Consider the following 25,462-nt stretch of genomic DNA (forward strand, 5'->3'; position numbering starts at 1 on the left):
TGTTCTGATCTCCCTTCGCGAACCCTCCCCACCAGCCAAAAAGTTTAGGGGGATGAGAGGAGGGGCCGGGGGAGGGGAGAAGGAGGCCCTTTTCAAAGGGGCCCTTCTCCCCTCCCCCGCAAACGCTTCGCGAGTTACTTGATGGCTTCTTCCGCCTGCTCCTTGGTCTTGATCTTGTCGGCGGGGATTTCGGCGGGGATGATCTTCCCGCCGCCGTAGCCGCGCTCGCCCGGAGGCAGCTCGAACCACGGAGAAGCGTCTTCGTATTTGAGAGTGGGCAGGGAGTCGCCTTCCTTCCAGTAGGCGAGCGTGCGCTTCAGCCATTCGGCATCGTTGCGTTCGGGGAAATCCTCGCGGGTATGCGCCCCACGGGATTCGGTGCGCTGGAGCGCGCCGTAGGCGGTGCAGAGCGCCAGCTTGATCATGCCGGGCACGCGCAGGGCCATGGACAGCTCCGGCGTGAAGCCCTTCACGCTGCCGTAGAGGCCGATGTGCTTGGCCCGCTCGGAAAGCTCAAGCAGCCTGTCGACGCCATTCTGGAGATCCTTGGCATTCCTGAAAATGCCCACGTCGTCCATCATGACGTCCTGCATGGCGTTGCGGAGCTCAAAACAATTTTCCTTGCCGTTGCGACAGGAAACGATGTCGTCAATGGCCTTGGCGACGAGCTTATGGGCATCGTTGACGGGTTCGGTCTTGAACACGCTTTCGGAGCCCTTGAGATACTCAACCACCTTGCTGCCGATGTAACGCCCGGAAACCACGGTTTCGGCGAGGGAGTTGCCGCCCAGACGGTTGAAGCCGTGCAGATCCCAGCACGCCGCTTCACCGGCGGCGAACAGCCCCTTGAGCCCGTAGGCGCGGCCGTCCTTGTCCGTGCGGACGCCGCCCATCGAATAGTGCTGCGTCGGGCGCACGGGGATAAGCTGATGGATGGGGTTCACGCCGAGGAAATGCGTACAGATGTCGTAGATCTCACGCAGCTTGGTCGTGATGTGGTGCTCGCCGAGGTGGCGGATATCCAGCCACAGGTGATCACCGTAGGGGCTCTTCACGCCGAAGCCCTTGCGCATGTGCTCGGTCATGCGCCGGGAAACCACGTCGCGGGAGGCAAGTTCGGCCTTCTCCGGCTCGTAGTCGGGCATGAAACGGTACTCGTTCACGTCGAGGAGCGTCCCGCCGTCGCCGCGGCAGCCTTCCGTCATCAGAATGTCCGTGGGCACGCTGCCTGTGGGATGGAACTGGATGGCCTCCATGTTGCCGAGGGGCACGACGCCGGTATTCAGGGCGCAGATCTGGCCGCCGCCGTCGCAGATGACGGCGTTGGTGGTGGCGCGGTAGATGCGCCCGTACCCACCTGTGGCGATGAGGGTCGCCTTGGCGATGTAGGCGACAAGCTCCCCGTCGCGCAGGGAACGGACAATCGCGCCCATGCAGCGCTCGCCGTCATGGATGAGGGCTTCAGCCTGCATACGGTCGTGGATTTCCACGCCGTACTGGAGGCATTTGCTGTCGAGGGTGTTCAGCACGGAACGCCCCGTGCCGTCAGCCGTGTAACAGGTGCGCCATTTCGCGGTGCCGCCGAAGGCGCGGGCGTGGATGAGCCCGTGTTTGCTTTCCTCCTCTTCGGCCTCGAAAGGCTTGCCGCCCTTATAGTAGATGTGTTTGCCCGCGACGACGCGGTTCCACGGCACGCCCCAGTGGGCCATTTCACGCATGACGATGGGCGCGCTGTCCGCGAAAATGCGGGCCACTTCCTGATCGCAGCCCCAGTCGGAACCCTTCACGGTATCGGCGAAGTGGATGTCGGTGCTGTCGCCCTTGCCCATGACGGCGTTGCCGAGGGCCGCCTGCATACCGCCCTGCGCCGCCGAGGAATGCGACCGGCGCGGAGGGACGACGGAAAGACAGATGGTGTGGAAACCTTCCATAGCCGCGGCGAGGGCCACGCGTTCGCCGGCGAGCCCGGCGCCAATGCACAACACGTCGGAATAAATCGTTCTCATGACGCCCTCCCTTAGATGGCCATCGTGGCGAAGCTGTAGTGGGTTGCCAGACTCAGCAGTGCCAGACCGATAACGAGATAGAGGGCATACTTGCGCCACTTCAACCGGTTTTCACGGTTCAGGATGCCGAACTTCACGCCGATACGGTACAAGCCGATGGCGATATGCAGATCCAACGCGGCGAACAGCACCAGATAGAAAGGAACCATGCCGCCCTGAATGGCCGCCGCACTCTTGTTCGCGGAGATGGGCAAATTCGACAGGACGTTGATGACGTGCGCGCTGGCCATAACAAGGATGACGATCGCGGTGGCGACCTGCACCAGCCACAGCCACGTGTCCATATGGTGCATCATCTTGGCCTGACGCCAGAACTCGCGCAGTTCCAGCGGACTGAACGGCATTTTCCGTGCAGCGAGAATAAAGTGCAGGATCATGACAAGCAAAATGATTGGCCCGCCGATCTGCGCCAAATAAGATGTTTCAAGGAATACTGCCAGAGAGTCCATTATCTTCGGACTCAAGATGACGCTTGAAACAAGTACCATATGCATCAGCACAAAACAGCAGAGAAGGACACCGGTCAACATCTGTATAACATCGGTGTATCCTGAAATATGACTGCGCAGTCTGACGTGTGAAGTGATGTTCGCCTGAGCCATCTTTAGATTCCCTCCTCAAATAATAAAAAAGACCTTACAACTCCTTCCGCTTCTCCTTATTCGCAACTCCTTTGCCAGTTCCGCCATAAGCTGACGCCGCAAGCATCAACTTCCTTTACTTCTTATTGAAGTATAACGGCATTCCTATCTAGTTTAAAGGATACTTTCCTTTTTCTGTCAACCAAGTGTTATTTGTGCGCTCGAACAATATAGCCAATTGCCCTAGAAAGAACTTTTGTTATTTATACTTATTAGAGAACAACATAGAAACAATTTTTATTACCATGTCATGTAATATTGTATTTTTACTCATTTTTTCGTTCCATATTTTCTTTGCCGCAAATCCTTTCAGGGAATGACGCCCTTCTTCACAAGATAAAAGGGAATGCAGCGAACCTCCCCTTTTTACACGGTTATTCTCCATGTCCCATGAACAAAAAAGAGCAGCCCGGCAGAGGGAGACGGTTTTACAATGTTGGCAAACCCCTCCCAAGAAAGTGCGGCACTGCCTCAAGAACGGCCCTCCGGCCCTCCTCCATAAGCGTATGCAGCCACATGGCGTATGTTATGAAGGAAACTTCGCCGGGCCGAGGCCGCGGCTTGGCGATGCGCCCGGATAAGGGGAAAACCATATCCGCCTGACTTCAAAATCAAGCGGCAACGCAGCTCCCCCATATAAGGCGGCCCCCCTCTGTGAACCCATCACAAAGGGTGGCTTTTTTCTCCTTGGCCCTGTCATGGCATGTGGCTGCCTCATCTCCACAGTACGGTGAAAATACAGCCTTTTTCCAGTTTTCCCTTTGGCGGGATCCACGGCTAGGGCATTTTGCCGGTTATTCCTTTGGAGCTTCAGGGGGAAAAGCATCAACCACTTTCCATAGCACAGCCTTCTCCTTACACTTGCCCAATCCAAGGGGCGGCTATACGGATGCCGCCCGCCGAAACGCCCCGTCACGGGATGCGGTTGTTTTCATTTCCACAATACAGTGAATATATAGCCTTTTTACCCAATTTTCCGTCGGCGGGCTTCATGACGGATCATCTTCTTGGCTGTTCCTTTGGAACTTCAAGAAAGCACCAACCATTGCCTGTGGCAGAGCCAAACGAAAAGCCCCCTATTCCGTGGAACAGGGGGCTCAACAAATCAGAGCACGACAGGGCTATTTCGCACGCCAAGCGCCGTGCTTATTACAGTAGGCGCGGGCGAACACAACCTGATCAAAGGGGATGGGGAATTCGACGACCGGGGTTTCTCCGGCCTTGAAGTACTTGCGCAGCACAGTGTTATCGGAGGTGCGGATTTCGGCCCATTCGATCAGGTGATCGGCTTCCATCCCGTGCAGCTTGGAGCCCACGCTCACCTTGCAGCCCTTTTCCGTGGCTTCCACGACGGGCATGTGCGATTCCCTGGTTCCAACGGGTTCGCGGTCGTCAAGAACTTCCATCGTTTTGCCGCAGCAGATCATGGCGCTGACGCCATCATGCACGATTTCAGTCACGGTTCCGCAAATGGGGCACTTATAAAGCTGATAACGGTACGTCATGGGAAAGCTCCTTCGCAGCGAGGCTGCATATATTGTCCACACGGGGACATCGTTAATGAGTTAATGATAAAAAATACTATTCCTGTTTTTCTCTTTTGTCCATAGTCCACCCCACCTCGGCGGCCTCCGCCCCGAATCTTCCACAATATGCCCTAACAATAAGGGATTCCTCCCTTTGTCGAAAAGAAAGGTTTCGCCACAGCCATTCGGCCAGCATTTCGTCTCTTGAAATTTAAAATAAATGCTCAATGAAATTCACCAGCTATGGATTTTCCAAAGGCTGTGCCAGAGAAACGGCTGATGCTTCATTTTTTGAAGTTCCAAAGGAATAACCAACTAACATATCTCCAATCATAAAGCCCATCAGCAAAGGCTCTGTCATGGCATGTGGTTGCTTCATCTCCACAGCACGCTGAAAGTACAGCTTTTTTATCCGGTTTTCCCATCGGCGGAATCCACAGTTAAAACATTTTAGGCTCTGTCATAGTACATGGTTGTTTTTTATTTGTTTCGGCAATATACTGAAAATATATGCTTTTTCTCCAAGTTTTCCGCTGGTGGGCTCTGTGATTGGGGGATTTTATTGATTATTTCTTTGGAATTTCAAGGAAATAAAGCATCAACCGTTTTCTATGGCACAGCCTTATTTTTTTATTTTTATTTATCTTTTTTTGAAATTCCAAAGGGATAACCAATAAAGTGTCTCGCGCTATGGAGTCCTTTAGTGGGAAAACAAGAGAAAAAGGTTGTATTTTCACCATACTGTGAAAATACAACCTTTTTCTATGACAGAGCCACATTTTATTGGTTATCCCTTTGGAACTTCAAAAAAAAGGCTGTGTTTAAGTTTGTGGTTGATACAAGATTCCAACTGGAAAGGAAGAGTTCTTTGGAGATTATCTGGAGGTCTCGCAACAATTCTTCAAGACTGGATTTCATGTAATGAACAAAAAATGAGAGAGGCCCACATCACTAGACGTGAAACGAGCTTTTATCTATTCATGATTTTCATTGAAAAAATCAGCAACCGTAAACTTAAACACAGCCAAAGAAAAAAGCATCAACCGCCATTTCCTCTGACACCGCCAAAAGAAAAGCCCCGTTCATGGAACGGGGCCAATCTCTTCCGAAACAAGCGTTACTTCGCCAGCAGCATCCAGATTTCACCGGGGCCGTTGAGGTGCCCCGCGATATAGGCCGCCCTTGCGCCCTTGCCGCAGAACAGGTCGACGCGGCGCCCCCTGATGGCCTCTCCCGTATCCTGCGCCAACCCGATGCCGAAAAGCGGCGTGGTCGAAACGGGGCCTTCCTCCACGGGGGAGGACGGATCAGGAATATTCACATCAAAGGCAAGCACCGAGCCGAGCGGGAAGGTCGTGCGATCCACAGCCAGCGAGACCATCGAACTGAGCGGCGATCCCATGCTCCCTACAGGGCCGGACGTAATGCTGCCGGAAGAGGTTTCCGGCCCCTCGCGGAAAAAGATGTAGCGCTGGTTGCGCCGGAGCAGGTCGTCGCGCGATTCCGGGTGATCGCGCAGCCACTGCCGGATGGACTGCATACTCACCTGCCCGGTGGGGATTTCCCCCTGATCGGCGAGATACCGCCCTATGCTCAGGTACGGCTTGCCGTTGGAACCGGCAAAGCGCACGGGCATCTCCTTGCCGTCCTCAAAACGCAGCCGCCCCGATCCCTGCACCTGGAGGAAAAAGGCGTCCACAGGATCGGGCAGCCATGCCAGTTCCAGCCCCTTGCCGCGCAGGACGCCGGGCCTGCCGTCCAGCCCGTCGATTTCGGCCCTCGTATAATAAGGAACGGGCCTCCCCTTCTCCATGCGGTACACGATGCGCTGGCCGATAAGCTCGCTCTTGAAGCCCCCCAGGTTCAGCTCGCGCAGATCCGGCGGCACACGGTACAGCGGGGCTGTATAACCGGGCTTGCGGGTACGGCTTGCCTTGACGACGGGCTCATAGTATCCCGAAAAGGCCGCGCCATCCTTGAGCTTCACCCAGCGGAACCGCTCCGCCAGCAGGCCGGGCTCGGCGTCGAGACGGGGCAGCAGGGCCTCAAGGCAATCCAGCGTCTTGGCCAGATCGCCCCACGTCACCGCCACATCGCCGTGCGCCACCGCGACCTGGCCGGGCTCACGCCCGGCGATATGCGCCCGGCTGGCCCGCAGGGCCGGGGCCAGCTCCTTCCACGAATGCAGGCGCTGCCCGGCGCGATCGAGCTTCCCCGCCAGCACGGCGGCCTGCCCGTCACCCTCAGGGACAAGATCGCCCGCAACGTCCCGAACCGGAACGGACGGGGCGGGAAGGGAGGCTGCGCACCCCGCCAACAGGCCGAGGGCAAGGGCGGCTGCGGCCAGAACCGCCGTTCCCGCCCCGCGTTTTTGTGGAACCTTCAGCAAAGGATGCTGTTCATGCACGATTTTCCCACCCCCGATGTTTGGCTCGCCCACCGCGTCTCCTATGGAGAAACCGATACGATGGGGTATCTCTATTATGCGGAATACCTGCACCTCTTTGAACGTTCACGCAGCGAGTACATCCGCGAGATGGGCATGAGTTACGCGGAGGTGGAACGCCTCGGCATCATGCTGCCCGTACGCGAAGCCCAGTGCCGCTACAGGCGGCCCGCCCGATATGACGATCTGATCCATATCCGCGCGGGGATAGCCGAAGTCAGACGCGCCTCTCTCGTCTTTGTGTACAATGTCATGGACGCCGAGCGCAAGACCCTGCTTGCCGAAGGCATGACTGAACACGCCTGCACCGGACGCGACGGGCGCCCCGTGCGCCCACCGGAATGGTTCGTCAGGCTCATGCGCGGGGAACCGTTCCAGATCCCCGAATAGCCCCTTTGCCCGGACAACGGGAAGGGCTGCCCGCAAAACGGGGGCCGGCTGGAAGGATGCCGGAAGGCCCCGCCCTGTTTCCCCGTATTCAGGGGGCACCGGAAAACGGCAGGCCCCCTTGTGCGCGTTAGAAGCCCCGCTTTTCATGAAGTTCAAGAAGACGGAGGAACAGCAGGCTCCTTGTGTGCGCCAAAGCCCCCTGAGAGAAACGCTTTACAAAGTCGCGGGTGGGGCTGCCTCGCATACACCAGAAGCCCCGGCTCTGTTTCACTTGTCAGGCGGCCCTGCCGCCCGTTCGGGATGGCTCTGTGAAATAGGCTGATGCAGGGCGTGAATTCATGGCGCTGGCTTATACGGAACACCAAGCAGATGAAGGGCGCAGGGCAGGCGGAACAAAGGGAAGGAACACGCGCTGCCCGCCAGCACCACCGCGTATGGCTCCGCTGTACCAGCAGCCGGGGCTGGAAGAACGGAAACGGCGGCGTATACGATCAACATTTGGGCACCGTAAACGGGATCTTTCCCTTGCAAGTATATGGCCGGGCGCTCCAAGCCATAGGCGGGCTCCGCATGGATCGGAACAAGGCCCTGTCATAGGATGTGGCTGGTTCTGCTCCACGGAACACCAAGCAGATAAAGGGCGCAGGGTAGATGGAACAGAGGGAAGGAACACGCGCTGCCCGCCAACACCGCGTATGGCTCCGCTGCACCGACAGCCGAGGCTGGAAGAACGGAAACGACGGCGTATACGATCAACATTTGGGCACCGTAACCGGGATCTTTCCCTTACAAGTACATGGCCTGGCGCTCCAAGCCATAGGCGGGCTCCGCATGGATCGAAACAAGGCCCTGCCATAGGATGCGGCTGGTTCTGCTCCACGGCATGGTAAAAAACAGCCTTGTTATCCAGTTTTTTTGTTGGCGTACCCCATGTCTGAGGCGTTTTATGCCGTAGCCGAACCCCGCGCCGCCTCTGGAGAGGCGTACCCCATGCATGAGGCGTTTTATTGGTTGCTCCTTTGGGGTTTCAAAAAAGGAAGCATCAGCCATTGCCTAATGGCACAGCCAAAAACAACATCATCCGAGGTACCGGAATGAGTGAAGCCAAACAAAACTATTATGGCGTTTTATGTACTGAAATGTACGAAATCTTACACGAAAAAACCCCGCAAGACGAACTGGACTTTTACCTTTCCTATGCGGGGAAGGACAAGAAAATCCTGGAGCCCCTCTGCGGCAGCGGCCGGTTCCTTGTTCCCTTTATGGAGCGAGGCTTTGATATCAGCGGAATAGATTCGTCGAAAGAAATGTTGGGCAAGCTGAAACAGAAGGCTCCCAATGCAAAGGCCATCTGTGCCGATATAAGGGAATACTCCCCTCAAGGACATTTTGATTATATCTTTATTTCTTCAGGATCGGTTTCGCTCTTTACAGATATGGGGCTGTGCAAAACCATTTTGACGGCCTTGAAGGAAATGCTGTCCCCAAAAGGCAAGCTTGTTTTTGCCGTTGATACGATAGCCAACAGGTGCCCCGACGACAGCGATTACAAAATATCCCTTTCCGTAAAGACAAAAGAAGGGTTTGACCTCATCCTCAAAAGCAAAAACCAGTATGACGTGCAAACTCAGACACAGTTTTCTCCGGGAATATATGAATTATACAACGGGACGGAACTCTTGCGAAGCGAGCGGATGGATTTTCAAACGCATCTGTATACATTTGGGGAGATGGAACAGTATTTAAAGGAAATGGGATTTAAGGATGTGAAGACCTATTCTTCTTTCCAAAAAGAGATTGCCGCCAATAGCGAATGCGAAATGTTTTTATTTGAATGCAGTAACGATTAAGGCCATCCCAAAAGCTACTGCAGAAACAATAAAGTGGGAAAGCCCTACAATGATTTCCCGCCGCCGACTTCTTTTGTGCCGTCATATCCCCCTGCCGGCCGCACCATCTGGATGCCCCTCGCTCGTCCTTCTTTATTATTCCATCTAAGAAGCCCTTCCCTTTTCTTCCGCCCTTTCTCCCCCATCCCCGCCGCCCCGTCCCAACTTTTCATCAATGCAGGCATCTTCCTGAGCCTCCTTTGGCCGTTTCTCGATATAGATTGGCATTTTCTCATAAGACATGGTTATTCAATTCGTCTATTCCTATCTATAACGCATCATCTCTTTTATCAGGACAGGCTTTTTCCTTTTTTATCCATCAAGAAACAATCGGCTGTCCTTAAGTGTCAAACGATACCCTTTATCTTTTTGCGGAAAGAGGGGCCTCCCTCCTTTATCCTTTTGCCGGAAACATGCTTTGGCTGTACGGACTGGAACCTCATACATAAAGGAGTTTCTTATGAAACGATGGTTCAAAGTGCTTACGAGTTTCCTTGCTGTTGCCCTCTTCATCACGTTTTCCTGTGCGGCATTCGCGGCGGCCCCGGTCAAGCTCCGTACGGCGTGGCTTGACGAACACGAAGCCTTCCTCATCTGGTACGCCAAAGAAAAAGGATGGGACAAAGAGGAAGGGCTGGATATTGAAATGCTCCTCTTCTCGTCCGGCATGGCGCAGCTCAACGCCCTCCCCGCCGGGGAATGGGTGCTCGCCGGAACCGGCGCCGTGCCCGGCATGATGGGCGCGCTCCGCTACGGGACGTACACCATCGCCGTCACCAACGACGAATCCTACACCAACGCCCTCCTGCTCCTCCCCGACAGCCCCATCCTCAAGACCAAGGGCTATAACAAAGACTACCCGGAAGTGTACGGGCACCCGGACGACGTGCGCGGCAAGACGTTCCTCATCACCACGATGTCTTCCCCCCACTTCACCCTGAGCCATTGGCTCCGCGTGCTCGGCCTCAAGGAAAGCGACGTAACCATCAAGAACATCGATCAGGCGCAGGGCCTCGCGGCGTTCGACAGCGGCATCGGCGACGGCGTCTGCCTGTGGGCCCCGCACATGTTCTTCGGCATGGACAAGGGCTGGAAGGTCGCCGGAACCCCCAATACCTGCGGCGTGGGCCTGCCCACCGTGCTCATGGGCGACAAGAAGTTCTGCGACGCCAACCCCGAACTGGTCGCCAAGTTCCTGCGCGTGTTCCTGCGTTCCGCCAACATGCTCCAGAAGGAAACCCCGGAATCCCTCGCCCCGGAATACTGCCGCTTCTTCCAGGAATTCGTGGGCAAGAGCTTTACGCCGGAAATGGCCGCGCTCGACATCAAGACGCACCCCGTTTTCAACCTTGAAGAGCAGCTCGCCCTGTTCGACGACTCCAAGGGGCAGAGCAAGGCCGCCAAGTGGATGGCCGACATCGCCGCCTTCTTCGCCGGCGTGGGCCGGATCACGCCCGACGAGCTGAAGGTGGTCAAGGACGGCTCCTACGCCACCGGCAAGTTCCTCAAGCTGGTCAAGCGGCCCATCCCCGACTACAAGTAGCATTCCCGGTTTCCCTCTGCCCTGCCTTTGCCGGCCCTCCGCAACAGGAGGGCCGGCTTACTTTTGGGAAAACCGGTATGATTCTAACTCTCTGAGCAACCAAACAGCCCCTTTTCGCAAGAAGGGGTTCCATCTTCGCGCCTCGTCTGATAGCATGTGAAAGTTCACCTTTGCATTGCTCCGGGGGGAAACTTTTTCCTTGCATTGCATGGGGGCGGGCGAGGAGAAGACCTAGGGGTTCTCCTTTTTCTTTTCTCCAACCCTGTTGCCCCGTTAGCGTGGATATGTTAGATTTTTTCTCGTGAAGAAGGTCTATTGGTCTTTGAACCACTCTACTGCCGGGAGAATCATGGAAACAATCAATCTTGAAACCACGCGCGACGAAGCGTTTCTTCGCGAGGTGGAAGCAGAAAGCGGTCAGAAGGTGACCAACTGCTACCAGTGTGGAAACTGCACGGCGGGGTGCCCCTGCGGGCCTGAATACGACCTGCAGGTCAGCCAAGTCATGCGGGCCGTCCAGCTCGGTAACAAGGAAATGGCGCTTTCAAGCCGTTCGCTGTGGCTCTGCGTGTCGTGCTCGACCTGTACGTCCCGCTGTCCCAACAACATCGACGTCGCCAAGGTCATGGACGTGCTGCGGCACATGGCCTGGAAGGAAGGCAAAACGAACTACGCCATGGCGTCGTTCTGGCAGTCCTTCCTGACCACCGTCCGCCGCTTCGGGCGCACGTACGAACTGGGCGTCATGGCCATGTTCATGGCCCGCACCGGCCGGGTTTTCACCGATGTGGATCTCGCGCCGCGTATCCTGCCCAAGCAGAAGCTGCCCTTCAAACCCCACACCATCGTCGGCAAGGACGCTGTGGCCCGCATCTTCAAGCGTTTTGACGAGCAGCGCAGCGCCGAGGGGGACAAGTAAATGAAACTCGCCTACTACCCCGGTTGCTCCGGCCAAGGGACGTCCGCCGAATACGAGCGTTCCACCCGCGCCGTCTGCCGCGCGCTTGAAATCGGCCTCAAGGAAATTTCCGACTGGAGCTGCTGCGGCTCCACGCCGGCCCACGCCTGCGATCACGTGCTTTCCTCCGCGCTTTCCGCGCGCAACCTCGCGCTTGCCGCCGCCGAAGGCGCCGAACGCGTGGGCACGCCCTGTCCGAGCTGTCTCGCCAACCTGAAGACCGCCAAGCACCGCATGCAGGACGAGGCGTTCCGCAGCAAGGTCAACGCCCTTCTCGACAGCCCCTGTCCCGAAGAGCTGCCCGAAACCGTGTCCATCCTTCAGGTTCTGGTGGAAGACTACGGCATCGGCGCCATCGCCGAAAAGGTCAAGAAGCCCCTCGAAGGCATCAAGGTCGCCTGTTACTACGGCTGTCTGATGAGCCGCCCCGCGGACATCATGCGGTTTGACGACGCCGAGAACCCGATGGCCATGGACAACATCATGACCGCCCTCGGCGCCGAAGTCGTGCCTTTCCCCCTGAAGACGGAATGCTGCGGCGCAGCCATGGGCATTCCCCGCCGCGACATCACCGCCCGCCTTACCGGCCGCATCCTTGAACGGGCGCAGGCCTTCGGCGCGGACGCCGTGGTCGTCGCCTGTCCGCTCTGCCACATGAACCTTGACCTGCGCCAGCGTCAGGCCGTGGGCGGGAGCATGAAGATGCCGGTGCTGTATTTCACGCAGCTCATGGGGCTGGCCCTCGGCCTGCCGCATCAGGAACTCGGCTTTGAAAAGCTCTGCGTCAGCCCCGACGAACTTCTGCGGAAGATCGACGCCGCGCAGGCCGCCAAGGCCGCCAAGGCCAAGGCCGATGAAGCCACAGAGGAGGCCAAGGCATGAAAATAGGCGTTTTTATCTGCCACTGCGGGTCAAACATCGCCGGGACCGTGGATTGCGCCAAGGTCGCCGAGATCGCCAAGACCTATCCCGACGTGGCCTTCTCCACCGACACCATGTACACCTGTTCGGAGCCCGGACAGGAAGAAATCGTCGCCGCCATCAAAGAACACAAGCTTGACGGCGTGGTCGTCGCTTCCTGTACGCCGCGCATGCACGAGCCCACCTTCCGCCGCACCGTGGAACGCGCCGGGCTCAACAAGTATATGTTTGAAATGGCCAATATCCGCGAACACGTGTCGTGGATCGGCAAGGACAAGGAAGCCAACACCAACAAGGCCGCGGAACTCGTCCGCATCGCCGTTGAAAAACTGCGCCGCGACAACCCGCTGTTCTCCAAGTCCTTCGAGTCCACCAAGCGCGTGCTCGTCATCGGCGGCGGCGTGGCCGGCATCCAGGCCGCCCTCGACTGTGCCGACGCGGGCCTCGACGTGCTCCTCGTCGAGCGCGAAACCCACATCGGCGGCAAGATGGCGAAGCTCGACAAGACCTTCCCCACCGTCGACTGTTCCAGCTGTATCCTCGGCCCCAAGATGGTGGACGTGGCCCAGCATCCCAAAATCACGCTCATGGCCGCTTCCGAAGTGATCAACGTGTCCGGGTATGTGGGCAACTTCACCGTGACCGTGAAAAAGAAGGCCACCTACGTGGACTGGTCCAAGTGCACCGGCTGCGGCGCCTGCATGGACAAGTGCCCCGCCAAGAAGACCCCGGACAAGTTCAACGAGTTCGTCGGCCCCACCACCGCCATCAACATCCCCTTCCCGCAGGCGATCCCCAAGAAGGCGTCCATCAACCCCGAATACTGCCGCAAGCTCACTTCGGGCAAGTGCGGCGTCTGCGCCAAGGTGTGCCCCACCGGTGCGATCAACTACGAGATGAAGGACGAGATCGTCACGGAAACCGTGGGCGCCATCGTAGCCGCCACCGGCTACGACCTCATGGACTGGACGGTCTACGGCGAATACGGCGCTGGCCAATACCCCGACGTCATCACCTCGCTCCAGTACGAACGCATCATGTCCGCCTCCGGCCCGACCGGCGGCCACATCAAGCGCCCGTCCGACGGCAAGGAACCCAAGAGCGTCGTGTTCATCCAGTGCGTGGGCTCCCGCGACAAATCCATCGGCCGCCCCTACTGCTCCGGCTTCTGCTGCATGTACACCGCCAAACAGGCCGTCCTGACCAAAGACCACATCCCCGATTCGCAGTCCTACGTGTTCTACATGGACATCCGCTCCAACGCGAAGCTCTATGACGAATTCACGCGCCGCGCCATCGAGGAATACGGCACCCAGTACATCCGCGGCCGCGTATCCGCCATCCAGCCCGACGGCCACGGGCAGTACATCGTCCGCGGCGCCGACACCCTGCTCGGCAAGCCCGTCGAGGTGAAGGCCGACATGGTCGTGCTCGCCGTGGGCATCGAAGGTTCCAAGGGCGCGAACAAGCTCGCGGAAACCCTGCATATCTCCTACGACAGCTTTGGGTTCTTCATGGAATCCCACTGCAAGCTCCGCCCCGTGGAGACCAACACCGCCGGCGTGTTCCTCGCGGGCGTGGCCCAGGGCCCGAAGGACATCCCCTCCTCCGTCGCGCAGGGCAGCGGCGCCGCCGCCAAGGTGATCGGCCTCCTCTCCAAGCCGCTCCTCGAAAGCGACCCGCAGATCTCCGTCGTGGACATCAAGCGCTGCGTCGGCTGCGGCAAGTGCATCAAGGTGTGCCCGTTCCAGGCCATCGTCGAAAAGGAAATCCGCGGCGAAAAAAAGGCGCAGACCATCGAGGCCGTGTGCCAGGGCTGCGGCCTTTGCACGGCTACCTGCCCGCAGGGCGCCATCCAGCTCTCCCACTTCACTGACAACCAGATCCTTGCGGAGGTAGACGCTCTATGTCGGTGCTGACAGGCAAAGAACTCCGGATCGTAGGCTTCCTCTGCAACTGGTGCTCCTATGGCGGCGCCGATACTGCCGGGGTCGCCCGTTTCACACAACCTACGGACCTGCGTATCATCCGCGTCCCCTGTTCGGGCCGCGTCAATCCCCTGTTCCCGCTGAAAGCCCTGCTTTCCGGCGCCGACGGGGTGCTCGTGTCCGGCTGTCACCCGCGTGACTGCCACTATTCGGAAGGCAACTATTATGCCCGCCGCCGCCTCGAAACGCTGAAGGAATTCCTGCCCATCATCGGCATCGATCCCCGCCGCTTCGAGTATACGTGGGTGTCCGCCTCCGAAGGCCAGCGCTGGCAGGCCGTGGTCACCGCATTCACCGAACGCGTCCACAAGCTCGGGCCCGCGCCCAAGTTTGAAGACGCGAAGCCCTTGTACGTCATGCCCAACCTTGAACTGCCCGCGCCCCTGCGTCCGCTCGGCTGCGGCGTCAACCCCGCGGCCATGACCGAACTCAAGGATCAGATCAAGGCCGCGCTCGAAGCCAAGGAAGTGGAATTCGTCATGGGCTGGCAGAAGGGCTTTGACGGCCTGCACGCCACGCCCCTGTACATGCGCAGGCCCGAAGATGTCGAAAAGCTCATCTGGGGCCCGCTCAACGTCCACTCCCTCGCCACCTACCTGCCCCTCTTCAAGGGCAAGAAGGTCGGCATCGTGGTCAAGGGCTGCGACTCCCGCGGCGTCGTGGAACTCCTTCAGGAGAACCTCATCAACCGTGAGGACGTGGTCATCTTCGGCATGGGCTGCAACGGCACCGTCGACATCAACCGCGTGCTCGCCAAGATCGGCGACGTGACGGAAGTCGAATCCGTGGCCGGTTCCGGCGCCACCCTCAAAGTCCGCGCCGACGGCAAGGACTACGAGTTCGCCATGCAGGACGTGGCGCAGGACAAATGCCGCGCCTGCACCGTGCCCAACGCCGTCATCCACGATCACTTCGCGGGCCCGCCCACGAAGATCCCGGACGGCGCCCAGCCCGCCATGCCCGCGATCATGACCTTCCTCGACGGCCTGAGCCTTGAGGAGCGCATGGGCTTCTGGCGCGGCCACATCGAACGCTGCATCCGCTGCTACGCCTGCCGCAACGCCTGCCCCATGTGCGTATGCCGCGACAACTGCGTAGCCGACAGCCGCGAACCGCACTGGCTCACGCAGGAAGACAGCCCCACGCAGAAGATGTTCTTCCAGCTCATCCACGCGATGCACCTCGCCGGACGCTGCACCGGCTGCGGCGAATGCAACCGTGCCTGTCCGATGGGCATCCCGGTCGGAGCCCTCAAGCTCCAGATGGGCCGCGTCGTGAAGAAGCTGTTCGAATACGCGCCCGGCATGGACGTTGACGCCGTGCCGCCGCTGCTCGGCTTCCAGCTGGAAGAAAAGAACATTCACGAACACCACATCGAGGGAGCATAAACGCAATGAGCGCCATACGATTCCTCGCTGCCGACAAGCTGGCCCCGTGGCTGGCCGAAGTGGCGGCATCCCGTCAGGTGCTGGCCCCTCGTCAGGAGGGTAAGGCGGTTGTGTTCCGGCCTCTCGTCGCCGGAGAAACGCCGTCGCTGGCCCGCGCCACCGTATCCCCCAAGGCCGCCGTTTTCCCCGCCTGTGAAACGCTCATCAGATTCACCGGCACCAAAGACCCGGAAAACCCGGCCAAGCTGGACATAAAACTTGACGACACCCCCGACGCCCCGGCCCGGATGGTGTTCGGCTGCCGTTCCTGCGACGCCCGCGGCTTCGCCGTGCTCGACAAGCCCTTCCTCCAAGGCAAGTTCCAAGATGCCTACTACAAGGCCCGCCGCGACAACCTGCTGGTCGTCACCCGGACTTGCGACAGCCCGTGCAGCACCTGCTTCTGCCACTGGACAGGCGGCGGCCCCGCCGATCCCACCGGCTCCGACGTGCTGCTCACGGCCGTGAACGGCGGCTTCGTGCTTGAGGCCGTCTCTGAAAAGGGCGAAGCCTTCCTTGCGTCGACCAAGCTCGCCGACGGCTCAGACAAGATGGACGAAGCCAAGGCCGCCCGTGAAAAGGCCGCCGCCAGCCAGCAGCCCGCCCCGGATCTGTCCAAGGCGGCCCGCCGCCTCGAAGAGCGTTTCACCGACGTGGACTTCTGGACGGAACAGACCGCCAAGTGCCTCTCCTGCGGCGCGTGCACCTACATGTGCCCCACCTGCCAGTGCTTCAACATCTCCGACGAGGGCAACACCCTCGAAGGACGCCGCCTGCGCAGCTGGGACAACTGCATGTCCCCGCTGTTCACCCGTGAGGCCAGCGGGCACAACCCCCGCACGGCCAAGGCCCTGCGCATGCGCAACCGCGTTTCGCACAAATACTGGTACGCCCCCGACGACAGCGACGGGCGCTTCGCCTGTACGGGCTGCGGTCGGTGCATCAAGCAGTGCCCGGTGTCGCTGGACATCCGTGAAATTGTCCTCAACGCCATCGCGGATGACGCGGAAGCCAAATAAGGAGTCTGAACATGGCAGGGACGCACAATCCCCTTCTGCCTGAAATGGCGACCGTCATCGAAACCGTGCAGGAAACGCACAACATCAAAACGTTCCGCGTGCGTTTCGATGATGAAGAAAAAATGAAGAACTTCACCTTCCAGCCCGGACAGGTGGGGCAGCTCTCCGTTTTCGGCGTGGGCGAGTCGACCTTCGTGATCAACTCTTCCCCCACCCGGATGGATTACCTCCAGTTCTCCGTGATGAAGGCCGGCGAGAACACCGCCGCCCTCCACAAGCTCAACGCCGGGGACAAGATCGGCGTTCGCGCGCCCCTCGGCAACTGGTTCCCCTACGACCAGTGGAAGGGCAAGAACGTCTTCTTCATCGGCGGCGGCATCGGCATGGCCCCCATCCGCACCATCATGGTGTACCTGCTGGACAACCGCAAGGATTACGGCGACATCAGCCTGCTGTACGGCGCCAAGACCCCTGCGGATCTGTCCTTCCGGTCCGACATGCCCGAATGGTTGGAGCGCAAGGATCTGAACGTCACCCTCACCATCGACAATCCTGCCGATGGCTGGGAACACAAGGTCGGGCTCATCCCCAACGTGCTCAAGGAAATCGGCCCCAAGCCCAAGAACACCATCGCCGTCCTCTGCGGCCCGCCGATCATGATCAAGTTCACCCTCGCGGCCCTCGTCGAGCTGGGCTTCCCGGATGACCAGATCTACACCACGCTGGAAAAGCGCATGAAGTGCGGCATCGGCATATGCGGGCGCTGCAACATCGGCGGCAAGCTCGTCTGCGTTGACGGCCCCGTCTTCTCCAACAAGCAGCTCAAGGAACTCCCGCCTGAGCTGTAAGGATTATGATGATTGAATCGGGGAGGGGGAAGGGCCCCTTTTGAAAAAGGGCTCCCTTCCCCCTCCCCGAACCCCACCCCCTTCCCCCTAAAACTTTTGTAATGGGGACGAGGGGAAAACGGCAGACACGGCATCGCTCCCATCCGGGAATGATGCTGTGTCTGTTTTTGGAAAGGCCGTGTTATAGAAAAGGGCTGTATTATAGAAAATGGTTGATGTTTTTTTCCTTGAAGTTCCAAAGGGATCACCGGTAAAATGCCTTAGCCGTGGATCCCGTCAAGGGGAAAACTGGAAAAAAGCTCTATTTTTCACCGCACTGTGAAGATGAAACAACCACATACTCTAACAGGGCCTTTGGAAAAGGCTGCATCACAGAAAACAATTGATACTTTCTTGAAACCCAAAAGGGAGATAACCTGTACAATGCCCCGGCTATGGTGTCCGCCAGCGGAAATTTTTTTAAACCTGTATTTTCAACGTACTATAAGGCTCTGCACTAAGGAAGGGTTTATGGGGAATTTGGAAGGATGATTTTCTTTGAAAACATAAACCCCAAACCACTAATTTTTATAAAAATATAAAACTATTTCAATATATTATAAATATAAATCCTTTTATAGAACAGAGCCTACTATAAAAAATGGCTCTATTATGGTTCTGGTTGATTCATCTCCACAACACGGTAAGAATACAACCTTTTTATTCAGTTTTCCCCCTAGCGGGATCTTATGGCTAAGGTATTTTGTTGGTTATTCCTTTGGAACTTCCGGGCACAGGGGAGAAGCATCAACCATTTCCTATGGCACAGCTAAAAATAAAACTATCATATTCTGTGACAGCTCCTAGATCGTGTCGTCAACTAGATATAATCTATTGAAATTATCTAACTATTCTTTCCAAGTCACAAAATATTATTTTCAATAGTTTCAAACAATTAAGTGTAACACAAACTGTGTTATAGAAAATGGTTGATGCTTTTTCCTTGAAGATCCAAAGGGATAACCGGAAAAATACCTTATTAGTGAATCCAGCCAAGGGGAAAACCGGAGAAAAAGGCTGTATTTTCACCGCACTGTGGAGATAAAACAACCATAAACAATAACAGAACCTTTCTCTTTATCAACCGTAAACTTGAACAGAGCCGTAAAATAAAGACACAACCTAAGAACATCAATCAATTATTGTGGCAGAAGGCTTTCTCATCGCCTTCCCTTATTCTAAAAATGCCTCTTGTACTGCTGCCGTACTCCTCCCTGCCTTATGTTTTAGGCTACTTCATAGGAAATGGTTGATGCTTTATTTTTTTGGCTCTGTCATAGTATGAGGTGCTTCATCTCCATAGTACAGTGAAAATACAGCCTTTTTCTCCGGTTTCCCTCTTGACGGAATACAGGGCCAGGGCATTTTCTCGGTTAACCCTTTGGAACTTCAAGAAAAAAGCATCAACCATTTTCTAGGACACAGCCATTTTTTTAAATTCCAAAGGAATAACCAATAAGATGCCCCAGCCATAAAGCCCATCGACGGAAAAACGGGATAACAATCTGTATGTTCACCATACTGTGGAGATAATACAGCCACATCCCATGACCAGAACCATATTTTAGAGAGAGTCTTCCCTGTGGTTTTGCCTCCCCCTCCAATAGTTCCATACGAAGGAGAACCGGCGGGGGCTTTGCGCTGCGCGGAGGGAGCTCCACCCGGTCGAAGACCGGGTTAGCTCCCGGAGCATCGGCAGCGCACCGGCGACGGATTGCGGACAAAGGAAGGCCCAAAAGGAAGAGGGCCGCTGCGTGACAGGTTGGCAACCCACTTGAGGCAGCGGAGAAACGGGGTGTTCCGGGGGGATTGCAAAGGGGGCCTCGGAGGGGCGGAGCCCCTAACAGGCCCCCTTTGCCCCCGCGGGAGGCGGCCACCCTGCGCGGCAGGGAAAACGCCCGCCGGCGCAGCCGCCCCCCCCATTCCCGTACACACTCCATAATAACCTTAAACCATTGTCAAATAATCCGCTTCCAACCCAATCCCCTCCACCGTCAAAACGGCAAGATGCGGATACACCTCCACGCCGTGCGCCACGGCATCCCGCAGCCCTGCGGCATACGCCGGATCAATCATGTCCGCAGGCCCGAAACAACAGGCATCGGGCCGCTGTATGCAGTAAAACATGGCGGCCCGCTCCCCGGCGGCCACAATGCCCTTCAGCGTCCCCAAATGCTTGAGCCCCCGCTCGGAAACGGCATCCGGGAACAGCGCCACGTCATCCTCCGACATGGTGACGTTCTTGCACTCAACCCAGAGCCGGGGCATCCCCGGCCCTTCAAGCAAACCGTCCAACCGGCTCTCGCCCCGCACCTTTTCCCGCGCGAATGAAGTGTATCCTTCCGCCCACGGCAGCTTGCCAGCCCTGAACGCCGCTTCAAGCATCCGGTTGGGCGTGCTCGTGTTCACCCCGGCCCAGAAGCCGCCGCGCGGATACGCCGCAGGATCGCCGCACCACACCAGCTCCAACGTCCACCTGAGCTTCCGGCCGGGATTCTGCGCGGGAGACAACAGCACGGGCGCGCCGGGACGCAACAGCCCGATCATGGACCCCGTATTGTTGGTATGCGCCACATCCGGCTTGCCGTCGATCAACACATGCACGAAAAAACGCTTCTCGCGGCGCACCAGACGCCCGACCACACAGCCGGAAGGAAATGGCAACAATATGGACATGCACCCCATCCCATTCCCTCAGGAGCCGTGCCATGAGGGTGTTCTTTCTTAAAAAAGCGAATGCCGATACACGGCTAGAGGAAAAAAAGCCCTTCCCGCTTCCCGCGTATCCACCAATTTACAGACGGGGCCTAACCTGCTACTGCATGACGACAAAGTCATGTAGCCACCGAGGTATAGTCCCATGCAATTCTCCGAAAGAATGGCCCACATAAAGCCTTCCGCCACCCTGACCATCAACGCCAAGGCCCTTGAGCTCAAATCGCAGGGCGTCGATGTGACCAGCCTGGCAATCGGCGAACCGAATTTCCCCACCCCCGCCCATGTCTGCGATGCCGCAAAACAGGCTATCGACGAGGGATTTACCCGCTACACCGCCGTGCCCGGCATCCCGCCCCTGCGGGAAGCCGTCGCCGGTTACTTTAAGCGCGCTTACGGCGTCGACGTCGCGCCGGACTGTACCATCGCCAGCAACGGCGGCAAACAGTCCCTGTACAACCTGTTCGCCGCCCTGCTCAATGACGGCGACGAAGTGCTCATCCCCTCGCCGTACTGGGTGAGCTACCCCGACATGGTCTACTTGAACGGCGGCGTGCCGGTCGCAGTCAAGGCCCCGGCCTCGCAGGGCTTCAAGGTGACGGTGGAACAGCTCGAAGCCGCGCTGACCCCGAAGACCAAAATACTCGTCTTCAACTCGCCTTCCAACCCCACGGGCGCCTGTTATTCCGTGCCCGAACGCGACGCCATCGTGAAATGGGCGCTGGATCGCGGCCTGTTCATCATCGCCGACGAAATCTATGACCAGCTCGTCTACGAGCCCAACAAGCCGTCGAGCATCATCGTTTGGTGGAAGCAGTACCCGGACCGCATCGCCGTCGTCAACGGCCTTGCCAAGAGCTTCGCCATGACCGGCTGGCGCGTGGGCTATACCGTGGCCCATCCCGACCTCATCAAGAAACTCAGCCAGATCACCGGACAGGCCACCGGCAACATCTGCTCCGTGTCCCAGAAGGCCGCCGTAGCCGCCCTCACCGGCCCCTACGACTGCGTGGAGTCCATGCGCCGGGCCTTCCAGAAACGCCGCGATATGGCATGGAAGGAAATCGCCTCGTGGCCCAAGGTGGTATGCCCGAAACCCGAAGGCGCGTTCTACCTGTTCGCGGACATTTCCGCCCTGTATGACGAAAAAATGCCCGACGCCACCGCCGCCTGCACCCGCCTGCTCAGCGAAGCGGGCGTGGCGCTGGTTCCCGGCGACGCCTTCGGAGCGCCGGACTGCATCCGGTTCTCCTACGCCGTGGCTGACGACGTGCTTATGGACGCCCTCGCCCGCGTCCGCAAGGTTCTCATCGGACAATAACGCTGACCTCCGGTTCCGAAAATCCCGGAACCGGAAAACGCCGCCCGTGGACGGCACTTTTCAGGAGACGGTATGCATACTTTGGATTGGAAGCACGCATGGGCCGGACGGCTGCTGACGACGGCCCCGACGCGCCCACAGGCGCTCAAGCTCCTTGAGCCGCAGCTCGACAGCTGCAACGCCCGCCTCATCGGTGAAGTGGCCTCGGGCAAACTTCCGTTCCTCAACCTTCCCTTCCGGAGCAGCCTGACGGCCCGCCTCAAGGCCCTCACCCCGCGGCTCCGGCGGTTCAGGCACATGGTCGTGCTCGGCATCGGCGGCTCGGCCCTCGGTACCCGCGCGCTCCAAAAGGCCTTTTTCCCACAGCAGGATCTCCCGAACCACCAGGGGCCGTGGCTGTGGATTCTGGACAACGTGGACGCCGATGTGCTCGAAGCCCAGATATCCGCCCTCAACCCCGAAGAAACCATCGTCGTCCCCGTCAGCAAATCCGGCGGGACCATCGAAACGCTGGCCCAGTACTTTTTCATGAAGGCATGGCTGCAAAAGGCGCTCCCCGACACGTGGCACGAGCATATGCTGCTCGTTACCGACGAGAAGAAGGGCTACCTGCGCGAAGAGGCGGACCATCACAACATCGTGTCCCTGCCGGTGCCGGATCATCTGGGCGGGCGCTACTCCGTCATTTCAGCGGTGGGGCTCGTACCCGCGGCCTTCATGGGCCTGCCGTGGGAAGACTTCCTCGAAGGCGCGGCCGGCGTGAACGCGCCGCTCGTCAACGACGAACTCGGCAAGCCGGAAGCCCTCCGCAGCCATCCCGCATGGGCGCTTGCGAACTGGTGCTTCGAGCTGTCGCGGCACGACTACAGCCAATTGGTTTTCTTTACGTACATCCCTTCATGGGCCTCTTTCGGCCAGTGGTTCGGCCAGCTCTGGGCGGAAAGCCTCGGCAAAAACGGCAAGGGAACCATGCCGCTGCCCGCCGTGGGCGTTACCGATCAGCACTCGCTCCAGCAGATGTTCCTCGACGGCCCCGCCGACAAGGGCTGCATCCAGCTGCACTGCCCGAACCTGAACAAGGGCCCGCAGTTCCCGGACGGCGTGCCGGACAGTTGGGGATGGCTGCGGGGCAAGGCATTCGGGGATCTGCTCAACGCCGAAACCCTCGGCTCGGCTGCGGCCCTCGTGCATAACGGCGTGCCGCTCACCCGCCTGGAAGTGGCGGAATCCTCCATGCGCGCCGCGGGCGAAGTCATGGGGCTGCTCATGGCCACGACCGTGCTTACCGGCTGGCTTATGAACATCAACCCGCTCGACCAGCCCGCCGTGGAGCTCGGCAAACGCCTTGCCTATTCCCGCCTCGGCTCCTCCAGCTACCCGGAAGAAGCCGCCATCTTGAAGGCGTTTCTGAATTAGGGGATAAAAGACATCGGGGGAGGGAAAAGCGTTTCCGAAAAACAGTTTTCCCTCCCCCAAGCTCGACTGCCCGCTCTTTTTCCCTTTGGCCCTGTCATAAGATACGTTTGATCCATCTCCACGGCATGGTGAAGGGACGGCCTTTTCCTTCGGCGTTTCCGTCGGCGGGCCCCATAACCAAGGCATTGCGCCGGTTATCTTTTTAAAATTTCAAGGCCCTGCCGGGGCATGTGGTTGCTTCATCTCCGCAGCGCGGTGAAAAGACAGCCTTTTTCTCCAGTTTTCCCTTGGCGGAATCCCCGGATGCGGCATTGTGCCGGTTTACTCCTTTGGAACTTCAAGGAAAAAAGCATCAACCGCTCCCTATGGCACAGCAAACTTCAAAAAACGGGACATATCAACAGATTGCCGCGGCACGGCTTTCCCTTTCCAAAGACGTTTCGCCTCTTGGGTTTCTGAGCCGTTCCCGGTACGGCCATAAGAGGGCCCCGCAGGGACGCATGATTATGGCCGGCGGCAATCAGGGCTTTTTTCTTCGGACAAGGCCAATGGCCCTGTTCAAACCAAAAAGCCGTGGCTATTTTTCAAGGGCATCCCTATCCCAATAACCGCCTTTCCCGCTAAAAGCTTCACGGGAAGGGAGCCGGGGAAGGCATGGCGGATGCGCTTTTCATGAAGCTCCCTTCCTGACACAGACTACGCAGAGGCTCGTTTTGTTCGGCAAAAAAGACTCCGTGGACAAGGGCCTGCCGTTTGGGCTGACCCGGTTCCTCTCGTGGATATCCCTTATCCTCATCCTCGCTTCCAGCGTGACGCTGGCCTTCTTCATCGGCAATTCCGCACGCAACACGCTGCTGCTCCGCCAGCAGCAATACGCCATGCTCATGGCCAGCAACCTGAACCAGCAGATCTACCGCCGATTCACGCTGCCGACCTTCCTCACCTTCGGGCGCATCGCCCTGCGCCAGAGCATGCAGTACCAGCAGCTTGATGATGTGGTGCAGTCCACCATCCTCGGCCTGCATTTGGAATCCCTGCGCATCTACGGGGCCGACAGGGTCGTCAACTACTCCATCAACCAGATGGAGCTGGGCCGGACGGACATCACGCCCGCGTCGATGGAGCGCGTCATGAGTTCGGGCATCCCCTTCTTTGAAACGCTCTCCAGCGTCAACATGCTTTCCGCCATGTTCATGCTCAAAATCCCGGACGGCAGCTACTCGCTGCGAACCATGTTCCCCCTGACCGTGGATCTCGGCATCAGCGAGAGCACCGGCAAACCGGAATCCCTTGTGACCGGCGTGTTGGAAATCACGCAGGACATCACCGACGATTACGACAGCGTCGTGCGCTTCCAGTGGCTTATCCTCGCCACATGCCTCGGATCGTCCGCCATCCTGTTCGCCATCCTCCAGTTCTTCATCATCAAGGCGGAACGCACCCTTGCCGAGCGCATGAGCCGCAACCGCAAGCTTGAGGCCGAACTCCATCAAAACGAAAAACTCGCCAGCATGGGCCGCGTCATCGCCAGCATCGCCCATGAGATCCGCAATCCGCTCGGCATCATCCGATCCAGCGCCGAGTTCCTCATCCGGCGCACGCCGGAACAGGAAAAAAGCAGCCCCGCCCAGCGTATCCTTACAGCCATTTTCGACGAGTCCTGCCGCCTGAGCCAGATCGTCAACGACTTCCTCGACTATGCCCGCCCCCGCGTGCCCCGTCAGGATCGCGTGGATATCAACGCACTGCTGAATCAGGCCACCGGCTTCCTCAACGGCGAAATGAAACGCCTCGGCGTGGAGTGCATCCGTGATACGGAAGATTCCCTGTTCGTCCTTGGGGACAAGGATCTGCTGTACCGGGCCGTCTACAACATCTTGGTCAACGCGTATCAGGCCATCGGAGGCAGCGGGATCATCCGCATCCGCGGCGTACGGCGTGACGACGGCATGATCGAGCTCTTGTTCCACGACAGCGGCCCCGGTTTCCCGCCCGCCCTGCTGCACAAGCTTCTTGATCCCTTCTTTACCACCAAGGATCACGGCACGGGCCTCGGCCTGCCCATCGTGAACACCATCGTCACGTCGCACAACGGGGAACTGCTGCTGACCAACCCCGAAGGGGGCGGGGCCATGATCACCATCCTGCTCCCGGTTGCCAGCGAGCCGGATATAGGCGACACTCCCGAAAAAGGCGGACGGACGGATGCGGGCGCCGACGGCGAACCCGTGACGCTGACCGATCCGCTCCCCTCTGAAGAACACGATTTGCGGGAAGGCGACGCCTCTCCGCAGGCACGCTAGACAGAT

At 58.3% G+C, this 25,462-nt stretch carries 19 protein-coding genes; 12 read left to right on the forward strand and 7 right to left on the reverse strand.

Annotated features, from left to right (window positions below; genetic code table 11):
• Positions 1–134: 134 nt before the first annotated feature.
• The 4 genes from ACZM8Y_RS07090 to mltA form a co-directional block, all read right to left on the reverse strand.
• A complete protein-coding gene (locus ACZM8Y_RS07090; protein ID WP_337431294.1) occupies positions 135–2,006 on the reverse strand; it encodes a fumarate reductase flavoprotein subunit in 1,872 nt (623 codons plus the stop codon).
• Positions 2,007–2,017: 11 nt separating this feature from the next.
• Positions 2,018–2,479 carry a succinate dehydrogenase/fumarate reductase transmembrane subunit gene (locus ACZM8Y_RS07095; protein ID WP_489501686.1) on the reverse strand — a complete coding sequence of 154 codons (462 nt, stop codon included), beginning with the start codon at positions 2,477–2,479 and terminating at the stop codon, positions 2,018–2,020.
• A gap of 1,349 nt (positions 2,480–3,828) precedes the next feature.
• Positions 3,829–4,212, reverse strand: coding sequence for a desulfoferrodoxin family protein (locus ACZM8Y_RS07100; protein WP_308770960.1), 384 nt, complete (start codon positions 4,210–4,212; stop codon positions 3,829–3,831).
• A 1,138-nt stretch (positions 4,213–5,350) separates the two neighbouring features.
• Complete coding sequence (gene mltA, locus ACZM8Y_RS07105; protein WP_482331356.1) at positions 5,351–6,640, reverse strand: murein transglycosylase A; 1,290 nt, start codon at positions 6,638–6,640, stop codon at positions 5,351–5,353.
• Between mltA and ACZM8Y_RS07110 the strand changes: the two genes are divergently transcribed.
• Complete coding sequence (locus ACZM8Y_RS07110) at positions 6,635–7,069, forward strand: acyl-CoA thioesterase (RefSeq protein ID WP_308770958.1); 435 nt, start codon at positions 6,635–6,637, stop codon at positions 7,067–7,069. The genes mltA and ACZM8Y_RS07110 overlap by 6 nt on opposite strands.
• Positions 7,070–7,855: 786 nt before the next feature.
• On the opposite strand, the gene ACZM8Y_RS07115 is transcribed toward ACZM8Y_RS07110, so the two are convergent.
• On the reverse strand, positions 7,856–8,065 hold the full coding sequence (locus ACZM8Y_RS07115; protein ID WP_489501687.1) for a hypothetical protein: 210 nt from the start codon (positions 8,063–8,065) through the stop codon (positions 7,856–7,858).
• An 11-nt stretch (positions 8,066–8,076) separates the two neighbouring features.
• Between ACZM8Y_RS07115 and ACZM8Y_RS07120 the strand changes: the two genes are divergently transcribed.
• On the forward strand, positions 8,077–8,919 hold the full coding sequence (locus ACZM8Y_RS07120; protein ID WP_479859802.1) for a class I SAM-dependent methyltransferase: 843 nt from the start codon (positions 8,077–8,079) through the stop codon (positions 8,917–8,919).
• Positions 8,920–8,963: 44 nt separating this feature from the next.
• Here ACZM8Y_RS07120 and ACZM8Y_RS07125 read toward each other — a convergent pair whose 3' ends face one another.
• Entirely contained in the window at positions 8,964–9,143 is a 180-nt protein-coding gene (locus tag ACZM8Y_RS07125; RefSeq protein ID WP_482331363.1) for a hypothetical protein, read from the reverse strand.
• A gap of 275 nt (positions 9,144–9,418) precedes the next feature.
• On the opposite strand from ACZM8Y_RS07125, the gene ACZM8Y_RS07130 reads away from it, so the two are divergent.
• The 7 genes from ACZM8Y_RS07130 to ACZM8Y_RS07160 all read left to right on the forward strand — a co-directional run bounded on the left by ACZM8Y_RS07130 (position 9,419) and on the right by ACZM8Y_RS07160 (position 17,662).
• Complete coding sequence (locus tag ACZM8Y_RS07130) at positions 9,419–10,501, forward strand: ABC transporter substrate-binding protein (protein WP_489501689.1); 1,083 nt, start codon at positions 9,419–9,421, stop codon at positions 10,499–10,501.
• Positions 10,502–10,850: 349 nt separating this feature from the next.
• A complete protein-coding gene (locus ACZM8Y_RS07135; protein ID WP_302554211.1) occupies positions 10,851–11,420 on the forward strand; it encodes a 4Fe-4S dicluster domain-containing protein in 570 nt (189 codons plus the stop codon).
• Positions 11,421–12,341 carry a CoB--CoM heterodisulfide reductase iron-sulfur subunit B family protein gene (locus ACZM8Y_RS07140; RefSeq protein ID WP_308771213.1) on the forward strand — a complete coding sequence of 307 codons (921 nt, stop codon included), beginning with the start codon at positions 11,421–11,423 and terminating at the stop codon, positions 12,339–12,341. It begins immediately after the preceding gene.
• Positions 12,338–14,299, forward strand: a complete 1,962-nt coding sequence (locus ACZM8Y_RS07145) for a 4Fe-4S binding protein (protein WP_482331368.1) — start codon at positions 12,338–12,340, stop codon at positions 14,297–14,299. Before ACZM8Y_RS07140 ends, ACZM8Y_RS07145 begins: the two co-directional genes overlap by 4 nt.
• Positions 14,287–15,756: a hydrogenase iron-sulfur subunit gene (locus ACZM8Y_RS07150; RefSeq protein ID WP_308771214.1), complete on the forward strand. Its 1,470-nt coding sequence runs from the start codon at positions 14,287–14,289 to the stop codon at positions 15,754–15,756. Before ACZM8Y_RS07145 ends, ACZM8Y_RS07150 begins: the two co-directional genes overlap by 13 nt.
• 5 nt (positions 15,757–15,761) lie before the next feature.
• Entirely contained in the window at positions 15,762–16,814 is a 1,053-nt protein-coding gene (locus tag ACZM8Y_RS07155) for a 4Fe-4S dicluster domain-containing protein (protein ID WP_302554206.1), read from the forward strand.
• Between the two features lie 11 nt (positions 16,815–16,825).
• The gene (locus ACZM8Y_RS07160) at positions 16,826–17,662 is read left to right on the forward strand and encodes an FAD/NAD(P)-binding protein (RefSeq protein ID WP_308771215.1); all 837 of its coding nucleotides are present in this window, start codon (positions 16,826–16,828) and stop codon (positions 17,660–17,662) included.
• Positions 17,663–19,648: 1,986 nt separating this feature from the next.
• On the opposite strand, the gene sfsA is transcribed toward ACZM8Y_RS07160, so the two are convergent.
• Positions 19,649–20,377, reverse strand: a complete 729-nt coding sequence (sfsA, locus tag ACZM8Y_RS07165; protein ID WP_482331375.1) for a DNA/RNA nuclease SfsA — start codon at positions 20,375–20,377, stop codon at positions 19,649–19,651.
• A gap of 184 nt (positions 20,378–20,561) precedes the next feature.
• Between sfsA and ACZM8Y_RS07170 the strand changes: the two genes are divergently transcribed.
• From ACZM8Y_RS07170 to ACZM8Y_RS07180, 3 genes are all read left to right on the forward strand, one after another.
• Positions 20,562–21,737 (forward strand): pyridoxal phosphate-dependent aminotransferase, encoded by a 1,176-nt coding sequence (locus ACZM8Y_RS07170; RefSeq protein ID WP_482331379.1) that lies wholly within the window; start codon positions 20,562–20,564, stop codon positions 21,735–21,737.
• Positions 21,738–21,809: 72 nt separating this feature from the next.
• Positions 21,810–23,153 (forward strand): glucose-6-phosphate isomerase, encoded by a 1,344-nt coding sequence (locus ACZM8Y_RS07175; RefSeq protein ID WP_482331384.1) that lies wholly within the window; start codon positions 21,810–21,812, stop codon positions 23,151–23,153.
• A gap of 713 nt (positions 23,154–23,866) precedes the next feature.
• Complete coding sequence (locus tag ACZM8Y_RS07180; RefSeq protein ID WP_479859096.1) at positions 23,867–25,456, forward strand: sensor histidine kinase; 1,590 nt, start codon at positions 23,867–23,869, stop codon at positions 25,454–25,456.
• Positions 25,457–25,462 lie beyond the last annotated feature (6 nt).

The organism is Bilophila sp., from assembly GCF_057864385.1.